The 25,984-nt window shown below is 45.5% G+C and carries 25 protein-coding genes and 2 riboswitches; all 25 genes read left to right on the forward strand.

The genetic code is table 11. The annotated features are described in order from the left end of the window. Positions 1-291: 291 nt before the first annotated feature. The 25 genes from AB3489_RS01075 to AB3489_RS01195 all read left to right on the forward strand — a co-directional run bounded on the left by AB3489_RS01075 (position 292) and on the right by AB3489_RS01195 (position 25,978). The gene (locus AB3489_RS01075) at positions 292-798 is read left to right on the forward strand and encodes a permease (protein ID WP_368294552.1); all 507 of its coding nucleotides are present in this window, start codon (positions 292-294) and stop codon (positions 796-798) included. Between the two features lie 644 nt (positions 799-1,442). Beyond that, positions 1,443-1,871, forward strand: a complete 429-nt coding sequence (locus AB3489_RS01080) for a DUF3842 family protein (RefSeq protein WP_368293638.1) — start codon at positions 1,443-1,445, stop codon at positions 1,869-1,871. Beyond that, positions 1,864-2,052, forward strand: a complete 189-nt coding sequence (locus tag AB3489_RS01085; RefSeq protein WP_368293640.1) for a CooT family nickel-binding protein — start codon at positions 1,864-1,866, stop codon at positions 2,050-2,052. Before AB3489_RS01080 ends, AB3489_RS01085 begins: the two co-directional genes overlap by 8 nt. A 334-nt stretch (positions 2,053-2,386) precedes the next feature. Further along, the gene (locus AB3489_RS01090; protein ID WP_368293641.1) at positions 2,387-3,550 is read left to right on the forward strand and encodes a [FeFe] hydrogenase, group A; all 1,164 of its coding nucleotides are present in this window, start codon (positions 2,387-2,389) and stop codon (positions 3,548-3,550) included. Positions 3,551-3,579: 29 nt separating this feature from the next. Continuing rightward, positions 3,580-3,951: an iron hydrogenase small subunit gene (locus AB3489_RS01095; protein ID WP_368293642.1), complete on the forward strand. Its 372-nt coding sequence runs from the start codon at positions 3,580-3,582 to the stop codon at positions 3,949-3,951. A 129-nt stretch (positions 3,952-4,080) separates the two neighbouring features. Beyond that, a complete protein-coding gene (locus AB3489_RS01100) occupies positions 4,081-4,773 on the forward strand; it encodes a formate dehydrogenase subunit gamma (protein WP_368293644.1) in 693 nt (230 codons plus the stop codon). Between the two features lie 41 nt (positions 4,774-4,814). Continuing rightward, positions 4,815-5,099, forward strand: coding sequence for a hypothetical protein (locus AB3489_RS01105; protein ID WP_368293645.1), 285 nt, complete (start codon positions 4,815-4,817; stop codon positions 5,097-5,099). Between the two features lie 91 nt (positions 5,100-5,190). Further along, complete coding sequence (gene cbiM / locus AB3489_RS01110; protein WP_368293646.1) at positions 5,191-6,198, forward strand: cobalt transporter CbiM; 1,008 nt, start codon at positions 5,191-5,193, stop codon at positions 6,196-6,198. Between the two features lie 12 nt (positions 6,199-6,210). Further along, positions 6,211-7,002 carry an energy-coupling factor transporter transmembrane protein EcfT gene (locus AB3489_RS01115; RefSeq protein ID WP_368293647.1) on the forward strand — a complete coding sequence of 264 codons (792 nt, stop codon included), beginning with the start codon at positions 6,211-6,213 and terminating at the stop codon, positions 7,000-7,002. A gap of 23 nt (positions 7,003-7,025) precedes the next feature. Continuing rightward, a complete protein-coding gene (locus tag AB3489_RS01120; RefSeq protein ID WP_368293649.1) occupies positions 7,026-7,817 on the forward strand; it encodes an energy-coupling factor ABC transporter ATP-binding protein in 792 nt (263 codons plus the stop codon). A 127-nt stretch (positions 7,818-7,944) separates the two neighbouring features. Next, complete coding sequence (locus tag AB3489_RS01125) at positions 7,945-8,004, forward strand: hypothetical protein (protein WP_368294553.1); 60 nt, start codon at positions 7,945-7,947, stop codon at positions 8,002-8,004. 80 nt (positions 8,005-8,084) lie between these two features. After that, entirely contained in the window at positions 8,085-8,363 is a 279-nt protein-coding gene (locus AB3489_RS01130) for a hypothetical protein (RefSeq protein ID WP_368293650.1), read from the forward strand. A 235-nt stretch (positions 8,364-8,598) separates the two neighbouring features. Further along, positions 8,599-8,789: riboswitch (cobalamin riboswitch) on the forward strand. A gap of 140 nt (positions 8,790-8,929) precedes the next feature. Then, the gene (locus tag AB3489_RS01135; RefSeq protein ID WP_368293651.1) at positions 8,930-9,652 is read left to right on the forward strand and encodes a precorrin-6A/cobalt-precorrin-6A reductase; all 723 of its coding nucleotides are present in this window, start codon (positions 8,930-8,932) and stop codon (positions 9,650-9,652) included. A gap of 39 nt (positions 9,653-9,691) precedes the next feature. Next, entirely contained in the window at positions 9,692-10,444 is a 753-nt protein-coding gene (locus AB3489_RS01140; protein ID WP_368293652.1) for an energy-coupling factor ABC transporter permease, read from the forward strand. Then, complete coding sequence (locus AB3489_RS01145; RefSeq protein ID WP_019226631.1) at positions 10,441-10,770, forward strand: energy-coupling factor ABC transporter substrate-binding protein; 330 nt, start codon at positions 10,441-10,443, stop codon at positions 10,768-10,770. Before AB3489_RS01140 ends, AB3489_RS01145 begins: the two co-directional genes overlap by 4 nt. A 72-nt stretch (positions 10,771-10,842) precedes the next feature. Continuing rightward, on the forward strand, positions 10,843-11,634 hold the full coding sequence (gene cbiQ, locus AB3489_RS01150; protein WP_368293653.1) for a cobalt ECF transporter T component CbiQ: 792 nt from the start codon (positions 10,843-10,845) through the stop codon (positions 11,632-11,634). An 89-nt stretch (positions 11,635-11,723) separates the two neighbouring features. After that, positions 11,724-11,910, forward strand: a riboswitch (cobalamin riboswitch). Between the two features lie 124 nt (positions 11,911-12,034). Continuing rightward, positions 12,035-13,192, forward strand: coding sequence for an ABC transporter substrate-binding protein (locus AB3489_RS01155; protein WP_368293654.1), 1,158 nt, complete (start codon positions 12,035-12,037; stop codon positions 13,190-13,192). A gap of 91 nt (positions 13,193-13,283) precedes the next feature. Then, positions 13,284-14,387, forward strand: coding sequence for an adenosylcobinamide amidohydrolase (locus AB3489_RS01160; protein WP_368293655.1), 1,104 nt, complete (start codon positions 13,284-13,286; stop codon positions 14,385-14,387). A 60-nt stretch (positions 14,388-14,447) separates the two neighbouring features. Further along, positions 14,448-15,476: a FecCD family ABC transporter permease gene (locus AB3489_RS01165; RefSeq protein ID WP_368293656.1), complete on the forward strand. Its 1,029-nt coding sequence runs from the start codon at positions 14,448-14,450 to the stop codon at positions 15,474-15,476. Next, on the forward strand, positions 15,473-16,699 hold the full coding sequence (locus AB3489_RS01170; RefSeq protein WP_368293657.1) for an ABC transporter ATP-binding protein: 1,227 nt from the start codon (positions 15,473-15,475) through the stop codon (positions 16,697-16,699). The genes AB3489_RS01165 and AB3489_RS01170 overlap by 4 nt, the downstream gene beginning before the upstream one ends. Beyond that, positions 16,696-17,817 (forward strand): adenosylcobinamide amidohydrolase, encoded by a 1,122-nt coding sequence (locus AB3489_RS01175; RefSeq protein WP_368293658.1) that lies wholly within the window; start codon positions 16,696-16,698, stop codon positions 17,815-17,817. The genes AB3489_RS01170 and AB3489_RS01175 overlap by 4 nt, the downstream gene beginning before the upstream one ends. 68 nt (positions 17,818-17,885) lie before the next feature. After that, positions 17,886-19,100, forward strand: a complete 1,215-nt coding sequence (locus AB3489_RS01180; RefSeq protein WP_368293659.1) for an ABC transporter substrate-binding protein — start codon at positions 17,886-17,888, stop codon at positions 19,098-19,100. A gap of 12 nt (positions 19,101-19,112) precedes the next feature. Further along, positions 19,113-22,901, forward strand: coding sequence for a cobaltochelatase subunit CobN (gene cobN, locus AB3489_RS01185; RefSeq protein WP_368293660.1), 3,789 nt, complete (start codon positions 19,113-19,115; stop codon positions 22,899-22,901). A 16-nt stretch (positions 22,902-22,917) separates the two neighbouring features. Next, positions 22,918-24,906, forward strand: coding sequence for a VWA domain-containing protein (locus AB3489_RS01190; protein ID WP_368293661.1), 1,989 nt, complete (start codon positions 22,918-22,920; stop codon positions 24,904-24,906). Positions 24,907-24,931: 25 nt separating this feature from the next. After that, entirely contained in the window at positions 24,932-25,978 is a 1,047-nt protein-coding gene (locus tag AB3489_RS01195) for an ATP-binding protein (RefSeq protein WP_368293662.1), read from the forward strand. Positions 25,979-25,984: the final 6 nt, after the last annotated feature.

Here is a 25,984-nt window from a genome sequence, read left to right on the forward strand (position 1 = left end):
ATTATTTATTGGAGCCTGCCTGTTTGGCGGGCTCTTAAAGCAGTACTTACGTTAATTTAGAGTGCAAATAGATGCATTAATAACATTTGGAGTAATTTCAGTATAGCCGGATTGGAAAAGGCCCTTTCATTCAGGCTTAATTCCACCCTGAATGAAGATATATTTTCTACCTTACAATTCATAATATAAAGGGTGGTTAAGCATGTTTACAATTATTCTTTATGTTCTGGCGGCAGTACTTCTCCTGCTTTCATTTCTCAAAGATAAAAAAAAAGACCAAGATGGCCCTGACTGGCAGTCATAAACTTAGGCCTTGTTATTATTTACCCTTCAATAGGAAAAACTTCTTTAAGCATAACTTGGATCAACACTCTTGAGATGCTTTCTGTTATACCTCCAATTTTTATTCTTCTTGGACTTCTGGATGTTTGGGTTCAAAGAGAAACTATGATCAAGCTCATGGGAGAAAAATCAGGATTTATTGGCGTAGCTTTAGCTTTCTTTCTAGGTTCGGCGGCAGCGGGTCCATTATATGCAGCGTTTCCTATTGCTGGGGTTCTTCTGAAAAAGGGAAGCAAACTTTCCAACGTGCTTATTTTTATAGGGGGATGGTCAACAACCAAAATACCTATGCTGCTTTTTGAGACATCAGCGATAGGTTGGAAATTTATGTTGACAAGGTTTATTATCGATATTCCGGGAATTGCTTTAATTGCTTTAATTGCTTACATTACACAAAAAGCTTTAAGTGAAAAAGAAATGAAGCATATATTTGAAAAGGCTAAAAGTCAAATATAGAAATATGGAGGAAGAGTCATGGGAAAAGTATTGTCAATTCATATCAGCCCAGAAAGGGGTACGGTTGAGTCGGATGTACAGGAAGCATTGATCATAAAAGGATGGGGCCTTTCACTTATTTCATAAGAGAAATTTGGATGAGGCCGGAAAGTATATCCCCCCTACCAGGATTGTAAAGAAACGTAAGAGTATTCTATAATTATTTCAACAAGATGTTTTATAGTATGAATCATAATGGGGTTACGAAAGCCCTGCCAATTTTCAGTATAGATATTGCAGTCGATATTTTGAATAATTCGCTTATTACATATGCTTAAGATATTTTTTTACCACGAAGGTTGAAGACACCGTAGGAGCGGTTATTTATTTTTGTGGTTTTATTTATTGCCTTAGAAACTATCCCAATTAACCAGTTTCATCATGCGGAAGAGCATTTCGTGTGTTCGTAAAATGTTAGAGGGGAGTTCATTCATGAAGTATGCCTATTTGGGTCGGACAGGAATGAAGGTAAGTCGTATGTGTTTAGGTACGATGGACTTTAGTCCATATACTGAAGATAAGGAAGCTTTTGCCATTATGAAAATGACTTGAATTTTTATATTGAATCAAAATAAGAATAGTATTGGTGCGTTGAGGGGGAAGATATGAGAATAGCTGTTATTGATGGGCAAGGTGGTGGTATAGGCAGGGCAATTATTGAAAAACTCCGCAAAGAATTGCCTGAAGAGACTGAAATTTTAGCTTTGGGTACAAATGCGCTGGCTACATCCAGCATGATCAAAGCAGGTGCGAACGAAGGAGCTACAGGGGAAAATGTTATCTTTGTCAATGCAGACAAAGTGGATATTATTATGGGAACGGTAGGAATTATTGCGGCTAATTCTATGCTTGGCGAGGTTACGGCAAACATAGCAAAGGTAATTGCCGAAAGTCCGGCAAGAAAAATACTTCTGCCGCTCAACAGGTGTAATATTGAAATTGTGGGAGTGGATAAAAATATGCCGTTACCGCATTTAATCGATCATGCTATTAATAATATAAAAACTCTTTGTCGAGGTGAAAAAAATGTGTGAAGCAAATGTTTACCTGATTGATGAAAGCGGCGAGGAAAAATTATTTTTGGAATTCGTTGACATAATAGTACCGGAAGAAGACGAGCTGGTGTTGGAAAATATTTTTGGCGAGAGAAAAATAGTGAAAGCAAAGATTAAAGAAATGACACTGGTAAATCATCGGATTGTGTTGCAAAAATAATTACTGATTACGAGAGGATTGTTTGACAAATATTAGAAAGCGTTATATACTTCAAATAATATTCATATAATTCTGATAATTAAACCACGAAGGTTTTAGCTTATACAAATATAGTTACTAAGGTGAAAATACTTAACCACGAAGGTTGAAGGAACCGCAGAAGCGGGAATTTGACTTCATGGTTTTTATTTTTTGCCTTAATTTTATTTTAAGGAGAGGTTGCATAGAGGGTGAAAAATAACTCTTTACAAGAAAAGATGACATAGGAATTTGAAACTACCTTGAGATTATTGTTCATTTTAAGCTTACAAAAGAGCAAAGGGGAGGACGAAAATTGAGTTCATTATACGCCGAAAAAATTATTCAAATATCTGATCGCTGCCGGTCCTGTGATCATTGTACTTCGGTTTGTCCAAGCGGCGCTATTGCCGGGAAACTAGGCGAACAGCACTACATTGACCATAATAAATGCTTAAATTGCGGGCAGTGTCTGATTAATTGCCCTGCGGAAATAATTAAAGACTTGAGCATGGCTGAAGAAGTAAAGGCGGCCTTGGCTAACCCGAAAAAATTTGTTATTGTTCAGACTGCTCCGTCAGTCAGGGTTGCATTAGGTGAAGAGTTCGGCAAGGCCCCTGGCTATAATGCCAAAGGTAAAATGTTTGCATCTTTAAGAAAATTAGGATTTGATAAAGTTTACGATACGGAGTTTACCGCCGATCTGACCATTATGGAAGAGGGCAGTGAATTAATTAACAGAGTATTTAAAGCAGTCGGGCAGCCGGGCTATGAAACAAGCGGCCCCTTGCCTCAGTTTACAAGCTGCTGCCCGGCTTGGGTAAAATATGCGGAAGATAATTACCCGAAAATATTGCCCCATGTGTCTTCAGCAAAATCTCCGCAGCAAATGTTCGGCGCTGTAGCAAAGACATATTTGCCTCAAAAATTGAATATTGAACCCGCCGATATTTTTTGTGTTTCGGTCATGCCTTGTACCGCTAAAAAATACGAATGCAGCCGTCCGGAAATGATCAGCAGCGGTTACCAGGATGTTAATGCTGTCCTGACTACGCGGGAATTGGCCCAACTAATTAAAGAAGCCGGGATCGATTTTGACAGTCTGCCTGAGGAAGCTGCGGATTCTTTCGTGGGACAGTCCACAGGCGCGGCGACAATATTCGGTGCTACCGGAGGTGTTATGGAAGCGGCGTTGCGTACGGCGTATGAACTGTTAAGCGGTCAGTCTCTGGAACAAATTGATTTTAAAGCTGTGCGTGGTCTAAGTCCGGTAAGAGAAGCTACGGTTTCGATTCCGATAAAAGCTCTGGGTGGTGCGGTTCTGCCGGTAAAAGTGGCGATCGTAACAGGAACTAAACATGTGGCCTCGCTCATTGAAGATGTCTTAGCGGGACGCAGTAATTATCATTTTATTGAAGTCATGAATTGTCCGGGCGGATGCATTAACGGCGGCGGACAACCGATCCGCCGGGATGCTTAAATAGAAAATAGAGAAAGGGAGAAAACGGGATGGCTATTTTTTACGAGAAAGATGGGATTAATAGGCGGCAGTTTTTAAAGGGAGCGGGTGCGGTAATAATCGCCGCTGCTTTTCCTGGGATCTTTACAAAGATCGGGCTTGGCCGGACTCATAAAAGCACCGAATATATTGCGCAGAGAGCTGCCGGTTTATATTCGTTAGATGAAAAGATGACTATCCGCAAATCACACGAAAATTCGGAAGTTTTGCAATTATACAAAGACTTTCTCTCTCCGGGAGAGGTGAAGCCGCTCAGCTCGACTTCCCATCATTTGCTGCATACCAAGTATGGCAAGGAAGTTACGGCTTATATTGAAGAATTAAAGGATGAGAGTGCCGGTAAGGAAAAAGTTGCTTCTTAATTTTATCTGAAAATTTGAACCCATATTTTCATCTTCGATATTGCTTTTTTGCAGTATGGGGTTGTGTCGCAAACATTAAAAAGATAATCTAACCAATAAATTTAAGTAAATGGGAAGAGAGGATAAGACATGAGTGAGAAAAATGTTCAAGATAGAGTTTTAAAACATAGTACCCAAACAAGAAGTATGCATTGGATACATGTAATTGCTTTTATCCTGTTAGCGGTGACAGGGATTGGTTTTTACTGGAAGGTTGGTGTCATCAATAATTTGTTTGGTGGAGGAGCATATGCTTCAATTATTCATCGCTGGGCAGGAGTCGTTTTTGTTGGCGCACCGGCTGTCTATATTTTGTTAAACTTTGACCGGTTTGCCCGATTTATCGACACAATTACAACTTTCGGCAAGGATGATTTGGCCTGGATAAAGATAATAGGAGGTTATGTGCCTTTTATTAAAGTTAAAGAAAGACCTCCGCAGGATAAATATAATGCCGGTCAAAAAATATTGGGCTGGTTGATTATTATTGGCTGTGTTATGATTGGCGTTACCGGTTTTTGCATGTGGCTGGGAAGGTATAGTTTATCACCTGCTTTTATAGATACCTGCTATAGAATCCATTTTTGGACGGCGGTATTTCTGGTTATAGTGGTAGCCGGTCATTTCTTCTTGGCGGCAATTTTCCCGAAATCCCGAGAAGAGTTTTCTTCAATGATGATAGATGGCTACGTGGATGCGGAATTGAGTGCTCAACATAACGGCAAGTGGTTTGCTCAGCTGAAAAAAGAAGACCAGTCGTTAACTGAGCGTAATATAAGTTGAACCTAACAAAGGAATGATAATTTATCAAAAGGGGAATTTTTATGTACAGTTTTTCTATAACCTCCCGTTATCAGCAATTAGAAAGTGAAGAGGGACTTTATTTCAGCGAAGCAAAGATGCTTTATTGCGACCTGATAGAATTAAGGAATGCCCAAAGAAATAAATTGCTGGAGTTGAAGCAAAACAACGAAAATAAGGACGATATTCAGCAAATTCAAATTGAAATGAATAAATACAATCAGATGTTGGTGAATTTGGAAACACCCTTATTGAAATATTGGTTAAAACATATCCCCCCTGCCCGGATAGAAATAAACAGACAATAAATTTATAATATCCTTTGGGAGATGCTGTACAGTATGCCTAATTTAGCTTAATGATAATTGACCAACAATTAATAAAAAAGGAGTTTTAAGAATGCATATACCTGATAACTACTTAAGCCCGTCAACCTGTGCGGTGATGGGAGCGGCGATGCTTCCGGTATGGGGGATCGCAGTAAAAAAAGTCAAGGAAGAAATCACTAAGGAAAAAATGCCGCTTTTAGGGATAGGCGCGGCGTTCTCCTTTTTAACCATGATGTTCAATGTTCCTTTGCCGGGAGGAACCACCGGCCATGCTGTCGGCGGTACTTTGCTGGCGATTCTTCTGGGACCGTATTCGGCATGTATTGCAGTTTCAGTAGCATTGCTGATTCAGGCTTTACTGTTTGGAGACGGCGGCATATTGGCCTTTGGGGCAAACTGTTTCAACATGGCTTTTATTTTGCCCTTTCTAGGGTACTTTATTTATAAATTTATTAAAGACAGATTTCCGTCCGAAAGGGGAGAGTATGCGGGGATTGTGCTGGGTTCTTACCTTGGAATTAACTTTGCGGCCCTGGCGGCAGCCATCGAATTTGGGATTCAGCCGCTGCTCTTTACCAATACGGCAGGGCAGCCGTTGTACTGCCCCTACCCCCTGGCAGTGTCTGTCCCAGCCATGACCATCCCTCATCTTCTGGTAGCAGGCGTCGTAGAAGTAATCTTTACGGTTGCCATTATTTCTTTTATTAAAAAGGTTTCTCCCGGAACAATTTATCAGGGAGCAAAGCAGAAAACTAAAGCGATCTATGGATTGATCGTCGCGCTGATATGTTTGACCCCACTTGGACTTTTGGCAACCGGGACAGCCTGGGGCGAATGGGGTGCGGAAGAAATACAGGATGTCGCCTCTGGGGGCAACGTACTTGGCTTTGTGCCTGAAGGCATGCAAAATGGATTCAGCTTTAATGCAATCATGCCGGATTATGCAGTCAGCGGCTTACCGGAAATAGCAGGGTATATCTTGTCGGCAGTGGCCGGGGTTGCAATTTTGCTGATTATCTTTAAAATAATAGGTACATTGAAGAAAAATAAAGACGGGAATCTATCCGGTCAATCGTAGGGAGAATTTCAGATGATGCCCGAATGGCTGTTAAGAGGGGAACCCTATACGCCTCAAACGGATAAGGATACTTTTATCAACAAAAGTATCCTGTCTTTATTTGAGGTAATATCCAGAATAAGAACCCAAAACGAAGCTCAGGCGGACCGCCTTTATGTCAATGCCGTACTGAAGGTTGTCTTTGCGCTATTGCTGGTTGTCCTGCTTTCTCTTTCCAGAAACCTCACTTTTGTTGTGGTGGTCGGCGTCTATTTGCTGGTTATTTTAAGTTTAATGCGCGGAGAGGAAATTATCCGTATATTAAAGATAAGTCTGGCGATGGCGCTATTTTCTTTTATTCTGCTCTTGCCTGCAGTTTTTTGGGGAAATACCTATAGCGCTGTGATGATTACGTCCAAAGTATTTGCAACGGTCACCGCAGTCAACATTTTGTCGCATTCTTCAAGATGGAGCTCCCTTACCAGCGCCATAAAAGTATTCCATGTGCCGGATATTTTTATTTTTGTGCTGGATATTACCATCAAGTATATTGTCATGTTAGGTGAGCTTTCGCTCAGTATGCTTTATGCGTTGAAACTGAGGTCGGTAGGCAAAAATAAAAGCAAATACACATCGCTTTCCGGTATTGCCGGAACTATGTTCATCAAGTCCAAGGAAATGGCTGAAGAAATGTATTCCGCTATGGAATGCAGGGGATTCACAGGGGAATACCGTGTTTATCATCAATGGAAATTTTCTTGGGCTGATGGTATTTTTATTTTGATAAATGCAGGGATCATCTTTGCCTTTCTATATTTAAAATAACTTCAGAAGGGAATTTACTTTACATGATCGAGTTAATTGATATATCCTACGCCTATTCAGGAATCAGCGCTTTAAAAAACATTAATATTCATGTTGAAAAAGGCGAAGCAGTGGCTCTAATGGGAGCCAATGGGAGCGGAAAATCTACCCTGCTGAAGATCATCAACGGACTAATATCTCCAGACAGCGGAGTTTATAAATTCGACAAGGAAGAAATCACGGCGAAGAAGCTGCGAGAAGCTAAATTTGCCAAGCTCTTTCACCAAAGAATCGGCTTTGTTTTTCAAAATTCAGATACCCAGCTTTTTTGCGCTGATGTCTATGATGAGGTTGCTTTCGGACCCCGACAGATGGGTCTAAGTGAAAGCGAGGTTGAACAGAGGGTTAATGATTGTCTAACCTTATTAAGTATTGAAGCTTTTAAACATCGGCAGCCATATCATTTAAGCGGTGGTGAAAAACGCAAAGTTGCTATTGCCTGTGTGTTGGCTTTAAACCCTGAGGTTCTTGTCATGGATGAGCCTATGAATGGGCTCGATCCGAGAACCCAACGCTGGCTTGTCGAGTTTATGGTGAAGTTGAATCAAGCGGGCAAAACACTGCTTATATCTACGCATAATTTAGAATTGGTGCAGGAAATATCCCAGAGGGCGATTTTATTTGACGAAAACCACAGTATTATAGCCGATATGCCAACAGACATATTACTGATGGAAATTGAACTTTTGAAAAAAGTGAATTTGGTTGATGAATATTATCATCGGCATGAAGGGGAACATCACGCCCATTTTCATAACCATAATTATAACTTGTAGTTTTTCATGGATATTTTTAATATTAAGATATTAGTTTGTGATGATGCTATACAAATTTTAGAAAAACGTGATATAAGAACTGTTTCTCGAATCGGTATACAAGATATTTCCAGAAGAAGAAAACCTTGTGCTGGAGAATATCTTTGGTGAAAGGAAAATTGTTAAGGCGAAAATCAAAGGAATGTAACTGGTAGATCATAAATTGTGTTGCAAAAATAGTGGAATCCGGACAAGATCTTTCTTGACGCCAGCGGACTTCAGTCAATTATGGAGGATTATAAGAAAAACCCCGGATTCTATCAGACCCTTACAACGGTAAAAAATGGCGAAGTCCATGCCCAACTGCCTTATAATTTTTATATAACCAATATTGATACGGCGATAGCGGACGCTTATTATATGGGAAAGATACTCTATCCAGAACAATTTAAAGATATCAATCCGGAGAAAAAGGCGGATGAAATCTATAAATTCCTTTTAGGCAAAGAAGTCTATGCCCAAATGGCTAAAGACTATAGCGGCTTTAAGAAAGTAGTGTTGAAGTAGTTATAGAAAGGATGTTTTAAAGGGATCAAATTTGTTGAAAAAAAGAGCATGTTTGGCCTTTAGTCCAAAACAAACATGCTTTTCTCCATGACGGGTCAATATACTGTAAGCAGGTCTTCTGGTTCAAGGTTCATTGCTTTTGAGCTAGTGATACGAATAAATTTTAAGGACTTCAAACAATAAGTCCAAATTTGTTCGTGACATAAGCTCTTTTATAAGATATAATAATAGAAAAATTGAATATGTGGTAATGAGCGATTCTTGCCCGAGGGCAAGAACTGAAAAGGGAAGTCAGTGAATGCTGACGCGGTACCCGCCACTGTACGAGGGAGTCGATCCACAAAAATGTCACTGGGATTTGCCTGGGAAGACGTGAGTCGATGATGATCTTGAGCCAGGAAACCTGCTCTTGCCAGCCGCTACGGCAACCTACGGGATGTTAGGGAGGTGAATACTCTGTGTTTTCTGGATTCTTACCGTTTTTTGATACAGGTTAGACTCTTTACCCTTCCATGGTAAAGAGTTTTTTTGTTTTTCGGATTTTGTTATTAGCTATGGAGGTTTAAATGATCATCCTTCTGGGAGAAACGCCTGCAGCTCGTGAGATTAGTGAACATCTCCAAAACAGGGGGATCAACTTCATCAAGAAGTCTTCTTGGACTGGCAGAGACAACCTGACGCTTCCTTCTGTTATTGTCGATATCAGCCATCCTTCCAGTGATAAGTTTGTTTCGCTAAGTCAATTTTGCAAACAATCCGGAGTCCCTTATCTTAGGTTAGAAAGGCCTGAAACCAATATTCCGGATAGTTCCTTAATTTCTCAGGCATATAATTGGGAGGAAGCGTTGCTTCGTCTGAATGAGCGCATCAGCACATTATACCAGAAAAAAGAACGGCAGGTAAAAGTCTTTATCACTACCGGCAGTCATCAACTGGAGAGTATTGTGCATAGCCCCTTTGCCTCTATGGCCCGTTTCATTGTCCGTGTTCTTCCCGAAGGCTGTCTGGTGCAGAAATGTCAGGATTTAGGCATTCATCCCCGGGACATCCTGGCCATGCAAGGTCCTTTTTCCAAAGATATTAATAAAGCACTGTTTAAGTTTTACGGAGCGGACATCGTTTTGACAAAGGATAGCGGGCTTGCCGGCGGAACGGATACAAAAATATCGTCAGCTTTAGAATTGGGGTTAGAAATTCTGCTGATACGGAAAAATAAAGCTGGCTATGGTTTAATCATGAATAATGTCAACGAATTAACAACATGGCTTGATGAGAACATTTTAAAATGATTAATTTTAAATTTTTGGATAAAAAGAAAGGTGACGCTAATGAATAGTAAAAGAATAATGATGATCGCAAGCATTACGTTAATGCTGATCTTATTGCCTCAAAACGTTTTCGCCATGCATATCATGGAAGGATTTTTGCCCCCGGCTTGGTGTATTTCCTGGGGTGTCCTAACAATCCCGTTTTTAGCTTATGGCTTGTATTCCCTGCGTAAGTTAACGACAGAATCTTCAAAAGTGAAGTTGCTGCTGGCGATGGCCGGTGCGTTTGTCTTTGTCTTATCCTCTCTGAAAATACCCTCCGTTACCGGAAGCTGTTCACATCCCACCGGAACAGGGTTAGGCGCAATTTTATTCGGTCCGGCGATCATGAGTGTCCTTGGCATCATTGTTTTATTATTCCAGGCTATTTTGTTGGCCCATGGAGGGCTTACGACTCTAGGAGCGAATACATTTTCCATGGCGGTTGTTGGTCCGTTTGTAGCCTTTGCTGTTTATCTTATTGTGCTCAAAGCAAAAGGACCCCGGTCACTGGCAATCTTCTTAGCGGCAACACTTGGGGATTTAGCTACCTATATTACAACATCAATTCAGCTGGCACTTGCTTTTCCTGACCCAACGGGAGGGATTACAGTTTCTGCAGCTAAATTTTTGGGTATTTTTGCTGTTACCCAAATCCCCTTGGCAATCAGTGAAGGAATACTGACTGTGATTATCTTCAATGCAATTATGAATTACCTTAAAGGCGATGAACTTCAATCCTTAAAAATATTTTCCAAGGGGGCCGCACGATGAATAATACTTATGATAAACAGGGCAATAAAAAAAGAATTACTACCAATCTTATCTTGATTGTTATTGTTATCCTGCTGGCTGTCATTCCGCTTATTATCGCTAAAGATGCGGAATTCGGCGGAGCGGATGGCCAAGCCGAAACTGCGATTACCGAGATTAACCCTGAATACAACCCCTGGTTTTCTTCAATTTTTGAGCCTCCCAGCGGTGAAATTGAAAGCTTGTTGTTTGCTCTGCAAGCAGCGTTAGGTTCCGGCATTCTCTTTTATGGACTGGGTTACCTGAAAGGGCGCAGTAAAAAAGAAGAGAACAGAAATAAAGCTTAGTGGCAACATCGTAAAGTATGAGTATTCTGCGTAAGAATATAAGCAAAATTCGTATGAAATAAGGAAAAAAGCATGATAAATATTGACAATTACGCCTATGCTTCAAAACTGAAACGTAAAAATCCGATGGAAAAAGTTGCCTTTGCTTTGTTGACCCTGGGTGTCTGTCTTTGGGGGAATTCCATCCTGCTCTCGCTTGTAGTTTTACTGATCATGACGTGGTTGTCCGTCAGGAAGGGTGGGATCCCGCTCCGCTTTTTTCTTAAACTGATGCTCCTGCCGATGTCATTCTTAATCTTGGGAGTGCTTATGATAGCCTTTCAAATCTCAAATGATCCCCAGCAGTTTGTTATGTCTGTGCCGGTGTTCGGTACATTTTTAGGATTTTCTAAAATCGGTATAGAGACAGCCGCACAGCTATTCTTCAGGGCCTTAGGAGCGGTATCCTGCTTATATTATTTGTCCCTGAATACGCCGATGGTTGACCTCCTATCTGTACTGCGGAAGCTGAAATGTCCTAAAATTCTGGTGGAATTGATGAGTTTGATTTATCGGTTTATTTTTGTATTGATGGAAACAGCGGAGACAATGTATACGGCTCAAAATTCCCGCTTAGGTTATTCCAGCCTGAAAGCGGGGTATCATTCGTTGGGGGCTCTGGCATCAACTCTTTTTATCCGGGCCTACAAACGCTCGGATGAGATTTATACGGCCATGGAAGCCAGGGGATATGACGGGGATATTGAAGTATTGGAAGAACTGGCTCCTTTCTCTTGGCAGGGTTTCTTACCAGCAGTATTGATAAATATGATTTTGATCGGTTCCGTATTGTTGGGAAGACAGTATATAGGGAGATTGCTTTGATGAATTCGGAATGTCCATTTGAGGCTTCCGCGCATCGGACACTTGATGAAAATACTGAAATAAAAAGTTATTACATGTTCTAACTAACTGAATACTGACAAAGCTCAGGTACCAAAGTCCGAGGATTTTGGTTGAAAAGGGAAGCAGGCGCAAATCCTGCACGGTCCCGCCGCTGTAATGGGGAAATGTTTCATGAATGCCACTGGTTTATTCCGGGAAGGCGTGAAACATTGATGATCCGGAGTCAGAAGACCTGCCTGAGTAGTTTACTTCAACTCTGCGAAAGACAGAGGAGGTGCTGTATGTTAAACATCATATATTTTACTAAATATATTGTTGACACCTCTTGACGTGAAGTTGAGAGGTGTTTTTGTTAAAGGATAAAGATGGAGGAATTTTCATGATTAAGTATCAAAAGAATTTTTTTATTGTCGTCATACTGATTATGATTTGTTCGCTGATAGTGGCAGGCTGTTCCGCCGGAAGCCAGGAAAGCAATAAGCCCTTAACCGGCAAAGAGGTCAGTTTAAGTTATACAAACGCATTTAAGATTGCTGATTATGGCAACAATATCAAGCTGTTGACGGATGCGGAAAACAATCAGTTCCTGCTGGTGCCGGAAGGAGTGAAGACACCTAAAATACCGGAGGCCGCAGGGGCGACGGTTATCAATACACCGCTGAAAAAGGTAGTTTACTGTTCGACCACACAGGTAGGCTTGCTTCAGGCAATATTCTCAGACAAGGACTGGGACAGTATTGCCGCCGTCACTACAGATACAGCAGAATGGTATGTTGATGAAGTGAAAACGCGCATGGAGAATGGAACGATTCAATATGTCGGCACAGGGGGCATGGCAGATCCGGATTTTGAAAAGATCCAAGCACTGAACCCCGATATGGTCTTTGTCTATACCGGAGATTACGGACTGCAGAAAACGCTCGCCAAAATGAAGGAACTTCATATCCCCTGCGTGGTCGTCAATGATTATACGGAACCTACGGATATGGGACGTCTGAAATGGCTGAAATTTTTAGGCGCTTTCTACAACAAGGACAAGGAAGCCGCCGGTTTTATTGAAGAGAAAGCGGCGATGCTGCAGGAAATCACAGCTGCCGTTAAAGATAAGCCGAGTCCAAAAGTTGTCTATGGCATGGTCTACGATGGCAAGGTGTATATTACCGACGGCGGATCCTATGTGGCAAAACAAATAAAGGAAGCCGGGGGAGATTATATATTCGCGAATGTTAACCCGGATAAAACCGGCAGTTCCCAAATTTCCATGGAAGAATTCTATGAGAAAGGCAAGGATGCGGACGTATTTATTTATTCCTCAATGGTTGCCTATATGCCCTCTGTTGAGAGCCTGCTAAAGACCGAACCGTTATTAAAAGATTTCGAATCTGTCAAGAACGGAAAAGTGTATTGCTTCGCCCCTTGGTACTACATGTCGATTAACAAAACGATTGAAGGCGTGAAAGATATGGCCTCGCTCTTCCATGAAGGACTTTACCCGGACTGGAAACTTGTTATGTACCAACAGCTGCCGGAAAAATAGAGCACGGAACAAAAGCGTGTCAAACCAACCTTGTTTTGACTGCAAGACCTGTTTGAGCGGTGCAATCATAACGTGTACAGCGGAGGAAAAAATGAAAATTCATACTTTATCGACTGGGGATGAAGTCCACAGGTATCAAAAGAGCATCATCATTCCGTTCCAAGAGGAGCGCAAGGTGCTAAGCACCTCCGTTCTAAACGGAGGATACAGCGAAAAGCTCAAAGCGGCCTTCAACCAAGATTCCAATTCGGGAGCAGGGATGGCCTGCTCTCTCAGGACAGATTCCTACCTGAACGACCTGAAGCTGCTTGCCATAGAGATCGGCCTCGATCCGGAAACTGCCACGGGTATTTCCACAGCCGCGTCCATGGACAATGTTTCGATCAAAGCGGTTTCTTATGATAACCTGACGGTGACTGCCATTGTCACCGGGGGTGTGGAAGTCAACGGCGGAAGGGTTGGAGATCCGGCATCTTACCATGAAGCTCAGGGCAAAACCGTCATGACAAAGGAAGGAACCATCAATATTATCCTGAATATCGATGCGGATTTACTCCCGGGTACGTTGACTCGCGCTTTGGTAACCTGCACGGAGGCCAAAACGGCAGCCTTGCAGGAGCTGATGGCGGGAAGCAATTACTCCCGGGGGTTAGCGACAGGTTCAGGAACAGACGGTACGATTATCATTGCCAACAGCCAATCCAATTTAAAACTGACCTATGCGGGCAAACACAGCAAGCTGGGTGAACTGATCGGCTTAGCGGTGAAGCCGGCTGTCAAAGAGGCGCTGTTTTTGCAGACCGGTTTATGTCCAAAGAGCCAGCACAGTATGCTGCGACGCTTGAAGCGCTTTGGAATCACGGAAGAAAGTATCTGGAACAAGCATTGTGACTTGGGAGAAAAAGCATTGGCCAAACCCTTATTTATTCAGCAACTGGAAATCCTGGACAGACAAGAGGAACTTGTCGCCCTGACCTCGCTGTATGTCCACCTGATGGACCAAGTGGATTGGGAGCTGATCTCTCCCGGGCGTGCAGCACAGGAAGGCAAGGCTATTGCCGACAGAATAAGACAAAAGTACGGGCTCGACGCTGAATATGCTTATTGCTGGCAATCCGCTGAGGAGACAATAACCGGAATGCTGGAAAATTTCGCGGATCTGACGGCAAGAATCACCACAGTACGCTCGGATTAATGGTACTTACCGGGATCAATGTACATGTTTCCGGCAAGCACAATAAGTAGGGGAGAAAAAATGGATCAACAAAGACTGAAATTGAAAATGCATGTGTTTTTTATTATTTTACTGGCGCTGCTGGCGACGATGGTATTTCTATTGAATGTTTCAGCCGGTTCTGTAAATATCGGCCTGGAACATGTTGTCAAAATATTGACGGGACAGGAAACCGGAAATGACACCTATGCATCGATTGTCATGAACATCCGTCTGCCAAGGGCGTTGGCAACGCTGGTCGGCGGCGCTTGCCTCGCCGTGGCAGGACTTTTGCTGCAAATCTTCTTCAGGAACCCGATCGTAGAACCCTACGTGCTTGGCATCTCATCGGGCGCCAGTTTGTTTGTAGGGCTCGTGGTCTTAGGGGGATATACTTTCGGCATGACACATATGACGCCGATGTTTCTGTTCGGAGGCGCGTTTCTGGGTGCGATGATTGTAATGCTGGTTGTGGTATTAGCCGCCAAAAAAGTCAGGAATATCACAACCCTGCTCATTATCGGGTTAATGGCGGGATTTATCTGCAGTGCAATGACCAGTATGCTCACGGCGTTTGCCGATAAAGAAAAAATTCATGCGTTTATGATGTGGACGCTGGGGAGCTTTTCCGGTTTTTCCTGGACGCAGGTGGAGTGCCTGTATCTGATCGGTGTTCCGTTCCTGCTGATGTCCTTGTTTATTTGTAAACCGCTGAACGCGATGCTTTTCGGAGAAAAATACGCCTTATCGATGGGGTTGAACATCAAACGGTTCCGGATGCTGGTTATCCTGATTTCCAGCGTGCTGACCGCGGTAATCACGGCGTTTGCCGGCCCGGTTTCCTTTGTGGGACTGGCCGTCCCCCATATGGTCAGAATTTCTTTTGGTACTTCCGACAACCGTGTTTTGCTTCCGGGTGTTATCCTGGCCGGCGCGTTAATGACCGGAATTTGTGATTTGGGAGCGCGGATGCTGATGGCACCGACAGAATTGCCGCTGAGCGCGATTACTTCGTTGATTGGCGCGCCGATTGTTGTCTATCTGCTGCTTAGAAAGGGGAGTGAACTGTGAATAATGTGATTCTTGCTGAGAAAATGGATGTCGGATATGAAAAAACGGTGGTGGTGGAAAATGTCGACCTCCGGGGCATCAAGGGACAGCTGATTTGCCTGCTAGGTCCCAACGGAGCCGGAAAATCCACCATCCTGAGAACGCTGTCAGGACTCCTTGCGCCTGTCAGCGGTACGGTCTATATCAACGGCAGGGATTTAAAAAGCATCAGAAAAACAGAATTGGCGAAGAAGTTAGCCGTAGTCTTGACGGAACAGGTATCATTAGGTCTGCTTACCGTTTTTGAGATTGCCGCCATGGGACGCTTTCCGCATACCAACCTGATCGGCAAATTGACGGACGAGGACAAAGGAATTATTCAGGAAGCCCTGCAGGCGGTAAATGCCGTCCATTTGAGGGACAGATATTACGCTGAACTCAGTGACGGTGAAAAACAAAAAGTGATGATTGCCCGCGCCTTGATCCAGCAGCCGGAGCTGATTGTTCTCGACGAACCGACAAGCCACCTGGATGTCAAACATAAAGTTGAAGTCATCAGTATCCTGCGCAGGTTATGCCTGGAAAAAGGCATAACGGTCGTGCTCTCGCTCCATGACATTGATCTGGCCATTAAAGGCTGTGAAACCATCCTGCTGATCCAGGACGGAAAAATTGCAGCCCAGGGTACGCCTGAGGAGATCATCAAGGCCGGAACGATTCAATCGTTGTATGAGATTGAAGGGGCGCAATACAATGAATTGCTGGGAAGCCTGGAATTTTTCAGCCGTCAGTATCCCGAGATTTTCATTGCCGGGGGGAATGGAACGGGCGCAGGCGTGTATCGTGCGCTTTCCCGGGCCGGATACGGAATGTGCTGCGGGGTGCTGCACAGCAATGATATTGATATCCATATCGGTAAGGCCTTAGGTTGTGAAATTATTGAGGAAGAGGCTTTTAACGCCATCCATGAAGATAAATATCATCAGGCCAGGGAGATTATAAAAACCGTGGATTATATGATTGATACCGGTTTTCCGGTAGGAAGCATCAATCAGCGCAATATGGACCTGGTGATTGAAGCGGTGAAAATGGGGAAAACCGTGTTCTCCCTGTTTCCGAAAGAAAATGCATTTCGGCGTTACGGGGAGTGGACGGATAAAATCCGCTATTGCTCGAAAGCGGCGGAAGTTGCCAAATGCATTGAAGACAAAAAACAATGGAAAGGGTGTGAGGCATTATTATGATCATTGCCCGACTCGCTACGGGAGATCAAGTTTACAAGTATAACCGCTGCCTGGTGGTACCTTTCTCAGGAAAGCGCAAGGTCATGAGCACCTCCATGCATAACGGAGGCTACCGCGAAGATTTAACGGCGGTGTATAACCAGGATGTCAACCCGGGTCCCGGCCGGGAATGTGAACATTGCAAACCGGGACAGGAAGAAAAAATCAAGCGGTTTATAATCGACGATCTGGGACTGGATTACGACACAGTGGCCTATATGGCGACCATTGTCTCCATGGACAGCGCTGCCGTCAAAACGGAAACCTATGATGAGCTGACCGTTACCGCCATTGCTACAGCCAGTCTGGAAGTCAACGGCGGACGGGTGGGAGAGAAAGCCACAAGCTATGAAAAACGCGGGAAAAGCGTTAGTCTCAAGCCGGGAACCATCAATATCATGGTCTTTGTCAACGCCGATATGACACCCGGATGCCTGGCACGCAGCATTGTCACAGCTACAGAAGCCAAAACCGCCGTCCTGCAGGAACTGCTGGCCGGAAGTTTGTATTCATCCGGAATTGCCACCGGATCAGGAACGGACAATGTGATGATTATTGCCAATGCAGAGTCGGATAATACCTTGACCTATGCCGGGAAGCACGGCAAACTGGGGGAATTGATCGGCCGGATGGTTATGGATACAGTCAGGGAATCGCTGGGGAAACATATGGGCCTTACCAGAGAGAGCCAGCACGGTATGCTGGCCAGACTGAAACGGTACGGCATCACTGAAAAAAGCTTCGGCGACAAGTGCCGCGAGGTCTGTTCCGGAGTGAGCCTGGCCGATGCAATCGGCCGTATCCATGTGCTGGATTCACAGGATGAAATCGTTTCCTTAACGTCACTTTATGTTCATTTGCTGGATCAATTGTCTTGGGGATTGCTTTCAGTAAAGGAAGCTGAATTTTCCGGAAAAATTATCTTGCAGAATCTCGCCGAACACCTGAAGACGACAGCGGAATGGACCGCCTGTGCCAATGCGGATCAAAAAGAATGGGTGCAAGCGATGCTGGATTCATTTGTTACGACAGTCTGCCGGGGAACGGCAGCGGCAATTCAAACGAATCAAGAAGATTAATGAGGGTTGACCGTAGGGCTTTCAGACGAAATGTATTTCATATTTAAGTTATAAGGAGAAAAATAATAATGAAAAGAAAATCTCAATTGCAATGTTTTTTAATTTTAACAATGGTACTAACTTTGCTGGTGATGCCCCTGGGGTGTGCCAAAGAGACTGCGCAAACGGATTCCGGTATGGCCGCCGCCATTGGCAGTGTTAAAGACGTGAAAGCCATGTATCCTGCCGGGAGCAGCATGAATTTGAAATTTGCCAAAAACTTCAGCATTCAGTACATGGAAGACGGCATGAAACTTGTTACCGACGGCCAGAAGAGACAGATGCTTCTCTTACAGGAAGGACAGCAGGCGCCTGAGGAATACAAAGGTTTACCGGCGGTCACCCTGCCTTTAAGTCAGGCGATCTACTCCAGCTCGACACAGGTCGGTTATCTGCGGGCATTTGATAACGATAGGCTGTTTGACAGTATCGTCGGCGTTCGGATGAAAGCGGAAGACTGGGACTTCGATGCGATGAAGAACCGTATGCTCAGCGGCCAGATCAAGGATATCGGCGATAATACCACGTCAAGTACCAGCTATAACCATGAAATTATTCAATCCTTAAACCCAAAACTTGTTTTTACGAGCCAGGGAATGGGGACAGAACAGCAGAAACTGATGGAAATGCTGAATCAGGCAGGGATTCCTTATTTGTTCGACGGGTCGAGTACGGAGCTTGATTATCGGGGAACGATGGAATGGCTGAAATTCTATGCGGCCTTTTACAATCTGGAAAAAGAAGCAGACATTTACTTTGATCAGGCGATCGCCCGGATTGACGAAATGAAAGAAAAGGTCAAGGACGCTCCGAAACCGAAGGTCGGCTGGGGAATCATCAGTATGGGCAAAGTCTATGTGGAAAACGGCGGCTCCAAAAGTGCGCAAATGGTCAGAGACGCAGGCGCTGAATATATTTTTAACGATATTGGCGCCGGTCAGGACGGTGTGACGAGCATCAGCGTTGAGGAGCTTTACAACCGTCTGGCGGAAGCGGATATTTTCCTCAACAGAGGGATGCCGAAATATGGGCCGGATATAAAATCCATCACGGATCAGGCTCCGGTCTTGGCTGAGCTGCCTTGTTTCAAAGATAAAAAAGTCTGGCAGATTACGGATAGTTACTGGAGTACGTACCATAATATCGACCAGAAATATATAGAGCTGGCGGCGATCTTCCATCCCGATCTTTACCCGGATGAATCGTTTGGAAACTTCATTCTGATGCCGGATGTTGCGGAGTAAGGGAGGAGAGTCATGGTCAATATTGTTGTGATTCTGACACCGATGGAGCCTTTTTTGACATTCAGGGAAGCACAAGCGGAACTGGACAGCCAATATCCGGGACAATTTCAGATCCATTTATTTAATACAACGGAACTCGACAATGACAAGGAGCAGGCTGCGGCCTGCCTCGAGGCCAGTCGCAACGCGGATTTTGTCCTGATAAAAATTCACGGATCCTTATCTTTTTTCAAAAGTTTTCTCAATCTCTTCACCTGTCTGAAGCAAAAACAACGTCTTTTTGTATATACCACGATAGAAGAAGAGAATGCGGAAGTTTTTCCGGATTGCAGCATCCTTCCGGAGGATTTTAAGACGATCAATAAATACTATCAATCCGGCGGGCTTAAGAATACGGTCAATTTAATCAAATGGCTGGGCAATCAGTACGCCGGAGCAGGTGTTCCTGTGGAAGCGCCTGTTTGCCCGAAATGGAGCGGGATCTATGATCCGGATGAGAATACGGAAGACGAAGACGCATACCTGACACAGGTGAAAAACAGCGGGCTGCCGGTCATCGGCATCATTATCAATGTCCTGCTGGTTCAAAAGAATAATCTGGTCCATGTCGATGCCTTAATCCGGGAAATAAGAAAACAAGGCGCGCATCCTTTGTGTGTTTATTCGGATATGCTTCCGGACCAAGACCTGGGATGTGAGGGAATCAGAGCCGCTCTGGAGCGCTGCATGATGTCTGAGGGAAAACCTTTGGTGGATTCGATCATTAACACCACCGCCTTCAGTCTGACCATCCTGGCTGATCCGGGTGACGGGTCCAAGCCGAGGGAAAGCAGTATTTTTGAACTTTTGCAGGTTCCGGTTTTTCAAGCCATGACCACATTGCAGTCTTTTGAGGAATGGAACCATTCGGTCAAAGGGCTGGACGGCCTGTCATTGAGCTGGAGCGTTTTCCAGCCGGAATTTGACGGACAGGTCATCACGTTCCCGTTCGCGACGACGGAAACAGTCGAAACGGCGTTGGGGCCAAAAAGAGAGGCGCAGCCGATTGCCGAGCGGGTGGAAAGTATTACAACCCTGGCAATCAACTGGGCCAAACTGCGATACAAGGATAACACAGAGAAAAAAGTCGCAATCATCCTGCATAATAATCCGCCCCGCAATGACAACATCGGCGGTGCTGCCGGGCTTGATACCCCGGTATCGCTGCAGCGGATGATCAGCCGGCTGGAAGAATGCGGCATTAAGACGGATTACCATTTTGCCGACGGCAAAGAAATCATTGACCGGATCACTGCGGGGCTGACCAACGACGGTCGGTGGTCTTCTCCGGAAACCATGCTGGAAAAGAGTATCGACACCGTCAGAAAAGAGCAGTACGGACGATGGTATGAGGAATTTATTCCCCGGGTGCAGGAGAATCTGGTCAAATACTGGGGCGAACCGGTAGGCGATTTCATGGCGGTAGACGAACAATTGCTGGTTCCGGGCATTCTGAATGGGAATGTTTTTATCGGGCTGCAGCCCCCGCGGGCGTTTGAGGAAAAAGCGGAAGAGATGTACCACAGCACGGATATTCCGTGCCCGCATCAGTATATCGGCGTTTACAACTGGGTGGAAAAGGTGTTTCAAGCCGATGTCATCATTCATGTGGGGACCCATGGCACCATAGAATGGCTGCCCGGAAAGGAAGTCGGGCTGTCGAAGGATTGCTACAGCGATATCTGCATCGGCACGGTTCCGCATTTGTATGCCTACATCATCAATGCTCCCGGTGAGGGAACGCAGGCGAAAAGAAGGACCTACGCAACCATCCTGGACCATATGGTTCCTTCAATGATGGAAAGCGGCGTTTACGATGAACTGGCCGAGGTCGACGAGCTGATGAAGCAATATTACCATATCCAAAGCGCCGATCCGAAGAAACTGCCGGTCATTCAAAAGCAGATACGGGAGCTGGCGGTCAAGATCAATCTCAACAACGATATCGGTCTTACCCCGGAGATGCTGGAAGAAGATATCGACGGCTGTATTAGGCAGATGCATTCCTGGGTCAGCAAGGTTCAGGCCTGTGATATTTATGACGGGTTTCATATTTTTGGCATGGTTCCGGAAGAGGACCGGTTCCGGAATATGCTGAAGATGTTGGTAAGAAACAGAAACGGGGATACGCCGTCGCTTCGGGAAGGCGTCTGCGATCTTCTGGGTCTTGATTTTGAAATGCTGCTGGCAGCGCCGGAGACACCGACAGCAGACGGGAAATCCTATGGGATTTTGCTGGCTGAAGCAGATGAAATGGGAAGAGAAATCTTTCTGGAACTAGAAAAACATCATTATGAGCTTCAAGCAGTGGAGGGAATAATTGAACAGTTTAAGGCGAAGTGCGTTCGCTGTTCAGAAAGCACGGACAGTTTCCGTAAAATGAACAGCACGGATAGGCTCAGACAATGCCTGAATTTTGTCTGTTCCTTCATTAAGCCGCGGGTGATGCGGATTACAGATGAACTGGACCGCTTTATCGGCGGTGTCAACGGGAAATTTGTGCCTCCCGGCCCTTCAGGAGCGCCGACCAGAGGCAATGCCCGAATACTCCCGACAGGCCGCAATTTTTATTCCGTTGATCCGGGAGCCATGCCCTCGCGGTCATCCTGGGAGATTGGCCAGACCTTAGCGGACCAGCTGTTGGAACGTTATCTTCGGGATGAGGGAAAATACCCGGAAAGCACTTCGATTTTAGTCTATGCCACCGAAGCCATGCGGACGTACGGGGACGATATTGCGGAAACCTACGATTTGCTGGGGGTACGGCCTGTCTGGCTGGGCAATACGGACCGGGTCATCGGGATTGAAGCCATTCCCCTGGAAGAACTGGGACGGCCGCGCATCGATGTGACTTTAAGAATTACCGGATTGTTCAGGGACGCTTTCCCCAACTTGATCGAACGGGTGGAGGATGCGGTGAATTTAGTCGCATCCCTGGATGAACCGGAAGAGCAGAATTACATTAAAAAACATGTCAAGGAAGAAGTAGCCGAACTGGTCGCCCAAGGCATCGAGATGGAACAGGCTTATGAATATTCGCTGATCAGAGTCTTCGGAGATGCTCCGGGCGCTTATGGCGCCGGGACCAAAAATGTGGTGGAAAGCAAAAAATGGAATGACGTCACCGATCTGGGCAAAGTTTATACCACCTGGGGCTGTCATGCTTACGGCAAGAAACTGCACGGGGAAAAACTGCCGGAAGTGTTTGCCTTGCGGATGAAAAAAGTCAATGTTGCGGTGAAAAACGAGTCTACCCGGGAGTTTGACATGCTGGACAGCGATGACTTTTACAATTATTTTGGCGGCATGGTGGCGGCGATTACCACCCACAGCGGTTCCCAAAAACCGGCCTATGTCCCGAGCACATCCGATACCGATCATATAGAGACGCTGTCATTGCATGAAGAAGCGTCACGGGTCATGCGGGCCCGGGTCAATAATCCCAAGTGGATCGAAGGATTGAAAAAGCATGGCTACCGGGGGGCGAAACAAATCTCGGCCATGGTCGATATTACCTTTGGCTGGGATGCGACGACCAATGTAATTGATGACTGGATGTACGACTGTATTGCCCAGCGTTATGCGTTTGACCGGGAAACGGCGGACTGGATGCGGGAAGTCAATCCCTGGGCCCTGCATAATGTGGCCGAGCGCTTGCTGGAAGCCAATCAGCGCGGCATGTGGCATGCGCCGGAAGAAAGTGTGGAGAAACTGAAAAAGATCTATCTGGAAATGGAAGGCAGCTTGGAGGAACTGGGATAGAAGGAGAGGTAAGAAATTGGGACAGAACAGCACCGTTTTTCCCTTTGCAGCCGTGGTCGGCCAGGATACCGTAAAGAAGGCGTTAATTTGGAATATGGTCAATCCCAGCATTGGCGGTGTGCTGATCAGCGGTGAGAAAGGGACGGCCAAATCCACGCTTGTCAGGGGAATCAGCTGCATTGCACCGGATGTCCGGCTGGTGGAATTGCCGCTGAATGTGACTGAGGACAGGTTATGCGGCAACATCAACTTTGAACATGCCGTGAAATACGGGGAAAAACGTTTTGAAGCCGGTATTTTGCAGCATGCCCACGGCAATGTTCTTTATGTGGATGAAGTCAATCTTTTAAGCGACCATATCGTGAAAACGCTGCTCGAGTCGGCATCATCCGGGGTGAATATCGTCGAAAGGGAAGGGATCTCGTACCGGCACCCCTCCCGTTTTATCCTGGTGGGTAGTATGAATCCGGAAGAAGGGGGACTGCGTCCGCAGTTCTTGGACCGTTTCGGCTTATATGTCGAAGTCAGCGGCGAACAGGATACTCGGATCAGGGCGGAAATCATCCGGCGGCGGGTGGAATATGAAAAAGACCCGGCGGCATTTTGCGAAAAGTGGCAGGAAAAGAGTGAACAGCTGCGTATTGACATCCGGCGGGCAAAAGCAGCGATCAATCGGATTGAAGTAACGGCAAATGCCATGCAATTGGCTGCCGCCATTGCCAGGGAAGGTAATTGCGCCGGTCACCGGGCGGAATTGGTCATTGTGGAAACGGCCAAGGCGATTGCAGCCATAGATTCCCGTATTGCCTTAAATATATCGGACATCAAAGAGGCGGCAAAATATGCCTTGCCTCACCGAACAAGAGAAAAGCAGGAACAGCCGCCGTATTCACAGCCGGAGCAGGAAGATCAGGAACAGGAAGATCAGGAACAGACCCAGGAAGAAAACGAAAATCAGGAACAGGATCATCATACGGAGCGAAATCAGGATCACGATCAAAGTCAGAACCCGGCTGATTCCAATGAGGCGCAGCAGGAAAAACAGAATCAAGACGATAATGACCGACCGGATGAAGGATCGGAGGACTCTCCGTCTTCCGAGCAGCAAAACCGAGATGACCGGGAACCAAATGAGGAACAGGAAGGCACCGAAGGACCGTCTGAAACCTTGGATCTTCCGGGAGAATCCTTTATTGTTTCCAGATGGCTCTCTGATGCAGGCATTAATACCATCCGCAAGGGAAGCGGCAAGCGGAGCTTGGTCAAAACATCATCCAAGCAGGGAAGGTATGTGCGCTATCGTTATCCGGGCAGAGACGAAAGCTATGATCTCGCTTTCGACGCCACGCTGCGGGCGGCAGCTCCATACCAGGTTTTCAGAGAAAAAAACGGCAGAGCGGTGGCTGTCGAAAAAACGGATATCCGGGTGAAGGTGCGCGAGAAGCGGACAGGAAATACCATTATCTTTGTCGTGGATGCCAGTGGTTCCATGGGGGCGAACAAAAGAATGGCAGCGGTAAAGGGGGCAATTCTCTCTCTGCTCAATGACGCGTATCAGAAAAGAGACAAAGTCGGGATGATTGCGTTCAAAAACCGCTCGGCAGAGCTTCTTCTGGGAATCACCCGAAGTGTGGAATTGGCGGAGAAAAAGATGGCTGCGCTTCCTACCGGCGGCCGGACACCGTTGGCCGCAGGGCTCAACCTGGCCTACGAAATTGTTAAAGCGGCGAAAATAAAAGACAAAGATACGCTTCCGGTCATCGTTCTGGTCTCAGACGGCAGGGCGACTTACTGTGAAAGCGGATTGGATGCTTTTGAGGAAGCCGTTGCCGCAGCCCAAAGGATTGGAGCGGAGAAAATCAAATCTGTCGTCATTGACACCGATCAGAGCTTTATTAAATTGAACCTGACGGAGAGGATTGCCAAGAGCATGAATGCGGACAGCTTTGTTATTGAAGACCTCCGGGCGCAAAATCTTGTCGCGGCAGTATCATTATCGATCTAGGGATTGAAGCAAAGGAGAATAACGAATGAATAATGAGATTAAAAAGTACCCGTTTACAGCAATTGTCGGCCAGGAAAAGATGAAATTGGCATTAATTCTGAATGTGATTAATCCGTTTTTAGGCGGGGTCTTAATTCGCGGCGAAAAAGGAACAGCCAAATCAACGGCTGTTCGGGCGCTGGCTGATATGCTGCCGGAACGCGCGCAGGTGGAAGGATGCCAATTTTCCTGCGACCCGCTGCAGTCGGATAAAGTTTGCAGTGAATGTGCGGAAAAGATGCAGAATGATCAACCGATCAAGAGTATCACGACAAAAATGAAAGTCATTGATCTGCCCGTCAGCGCCACGGAAGACCGGGTCGTCGGAACACTTGATATTGAGCATGCCATCAAAAAAGGAGAAAAGAAATTTGAGCCGGGTATTCTGGCCCAAGCCAACCGGAATATCCTTTACGTTGACGAAGTCAATTTATTGGATGACCATGTGGTGGATATCCTGCTTGATTCGGCAGCAATGGGGATCAATACCATCGAAAGAGAAGGCATCTCCTTTTCTCATCCGGCAAGATTTACCTTGGTTGGAACCATGAATCCGGAAGAAGGGGATTTGAGACCCCAGCTTTTGGATCGCTTTGGACTCGTTGTCGATGTTGCAGGGGAAAATGACACCGCCCAAAGAGTGGAGGTCATAAAGAGAAGGCTGGCTTACGAAAAAGACCCGGAAGCCTTTTGCCGCTCCTTTGATCACGAACAGTCGGCGTTGGCGGAAAAAATTCAAAAGGCAACCGCACTGTTGCCCCGGGTAAACTTTGAGGATGAACTTTTAGAAATGGCTGCTAAAATATCCATAGCACTCGGCGTTGACGGGCACCGGGCGGATATTGTCATGATCAAGGCTTCCATGACGATTGCTGCTTTCTATGGCAAAGATAAGGTGACCAAAGAAGAATTAAAAGAGGCGGCTGCCTATGTTTTGCCGCATAGAATGCGGCGGAAGCCTTTTGATGATTCGCAGATGAGTATCGATACAATAGAAGAGATCATAAATAAAATCATAGAACCGTGCGTTTAGAAAGCA

Origin of the sequence: Dehalobacter sp. TBBPA1 (assembly GCF_040931655.1) — a bacterium.
In the GTDB taxonomy this organism is placed as follows: Bacteria; Bacillota; Desulfitobacteriia; order Desulfitobacteriales; family Syntrophobotulaceae; genus Dehalobacter; species Dehalobacter restrictus.

Excerpts from the sequence above, each read along its gene's own strand:
- AB3489_RS01080 (WP_368293638.1), top strand. The coding sequence starts at position 1,443 with ATGAGAATAGCTGTTATTGATGGGCAAGGTGGTGGTATAGGCAGGGCA.
- AB3489_RS01085 (WP_368293640.1), top strand. The coding sequence starts at position 1,864 with ATGTGTGAAGCAAATGTTTACCTGATTGATGAAAGCGGCGAGGAAAAA.
- AB3489_RS01095 (WP_368293642.1), top strand. The coding sequence starts at position 3,580 with ATGGCTATTTTTTACGAGAAAGATGGGATTAATAGGCGGCAGTTTTTA.
- AB3489_RS01100 (WP_368293644.1), top strand. The coding sequence starts at position 4,081 with ATGAGTGAGAAAAATGTTCAAGATAGAGTTTTAAAACATAGTACCCAA.
- AB3489_RS01105 (WP_368293645.1), top strand. The coding sequence starts at position 4,815 with ATGTACAGTTTTTCTATAACCTCCCGTTATCAGCAATTAGAAAGTGAA.
- cbiM (WP_368293646.1), top strand. The coding sequence starts at position 5,191 with ATGCATATACCTGATAACTACTTAAGCCCGTCAACCTGTGCGGTGATG.
- AB3489_RS01115 (WP_368293647.1), top strand. The coding sequence starts at position 6,211 with ATGATGCCCGAATGGCTGTTAAGAGGGGAACCCTATACGCCTCAAACG.
- AB3489_RS01120 (WP_368293649.1), top strand. The coding sequence starts at position 7,026 with ATGATCGAGTTAATTGATATATCCTACGCCTATTCAGGAATCAGCGCT.
- AB3489_RS01130 (WP_368293650.1), top strand. The coding sequence starts at position 8,085 with ATGGAGGATTATAAGAAAAACCCCGGATTCTATCAGACCCTTACAACG.
- AB3489_RS01135 (WP_368293651.1), top strand. The coding sequence starts at position 8,930 with ATGATCATCCTTCTGGGAGAAACGCCTGCAGCTCGTGAGATTAGTGAA.
- AB3489_RS01140 (WP_368293652.1), top strand. The coding sequence starts at position 9,692 with ATGAATAGTAAAAGAATAATGATGATCGCAAGCATTACGTTAATGCTG.
- AB3489_RS01145 (WP_019226631.1), top strand. The coding sequence starts at position 10,441 with ATGAATAATACTTATGATAAACAGGGCAATAAAAAAAGAATTACTACC.
- cbiQ (WP_368293653.1), top strand. The coding sequence starts at position 10,843 with ATGATAAATATTGACAATTACGCCTATGCTTCAAAACTGAAACGTAAA.
- AB3489_RS01155 (WP_368293654.1), top strand. The coding sequence starts at position 12,035 with ATGATTAAGTATCAAAAGAATTTTTTTATTGTCGTCATACTGATTATG.
- AB3489_RS01160 (WP_368293655.1), top strand. The coding sequence starts at position 13,284 with ATGAAAATTCATACTTTATCGACTGGGGATGAAGTCCACAGGTATCAA.
- AB3489_RS01165 (WP_368293656.1), top strand. The coding sequence starts at position 14,448 with ATGGATCAACAAAGACTGAAATTGAAAATGCATGTGTTTTTTATTATT.
- AB3489_RS01175 (WP_368293658.1), top strand. The coding sequence starts at position 16,696 with ATGATCATTGCCCGACTCGCTACGGGAGATCAAGTTTACAAGTATAAC.
- AB3489_RS01180 (WP_368293659.1), top strand. The coding sequence starts at position 17,886 with ATGAAAAGAAAATCTCAATTGCAATGTTTTTTAATTTTAACAATGGTA.
- cobN (WP_368293660.1), top strand. The coding sequence starts at position 19,113 with ATGGTCAATATTGTTGTGATTCTGACACCGATGGAGCCTTTTTTGACA.
- AB3489_RS01195 (WP_368293662.1), top strand. The coding sequence starts at position 24,932 with ATGAATAATGAGATTAAAAAGTACCCGTTTACAGCAATTGTCGGCCAG.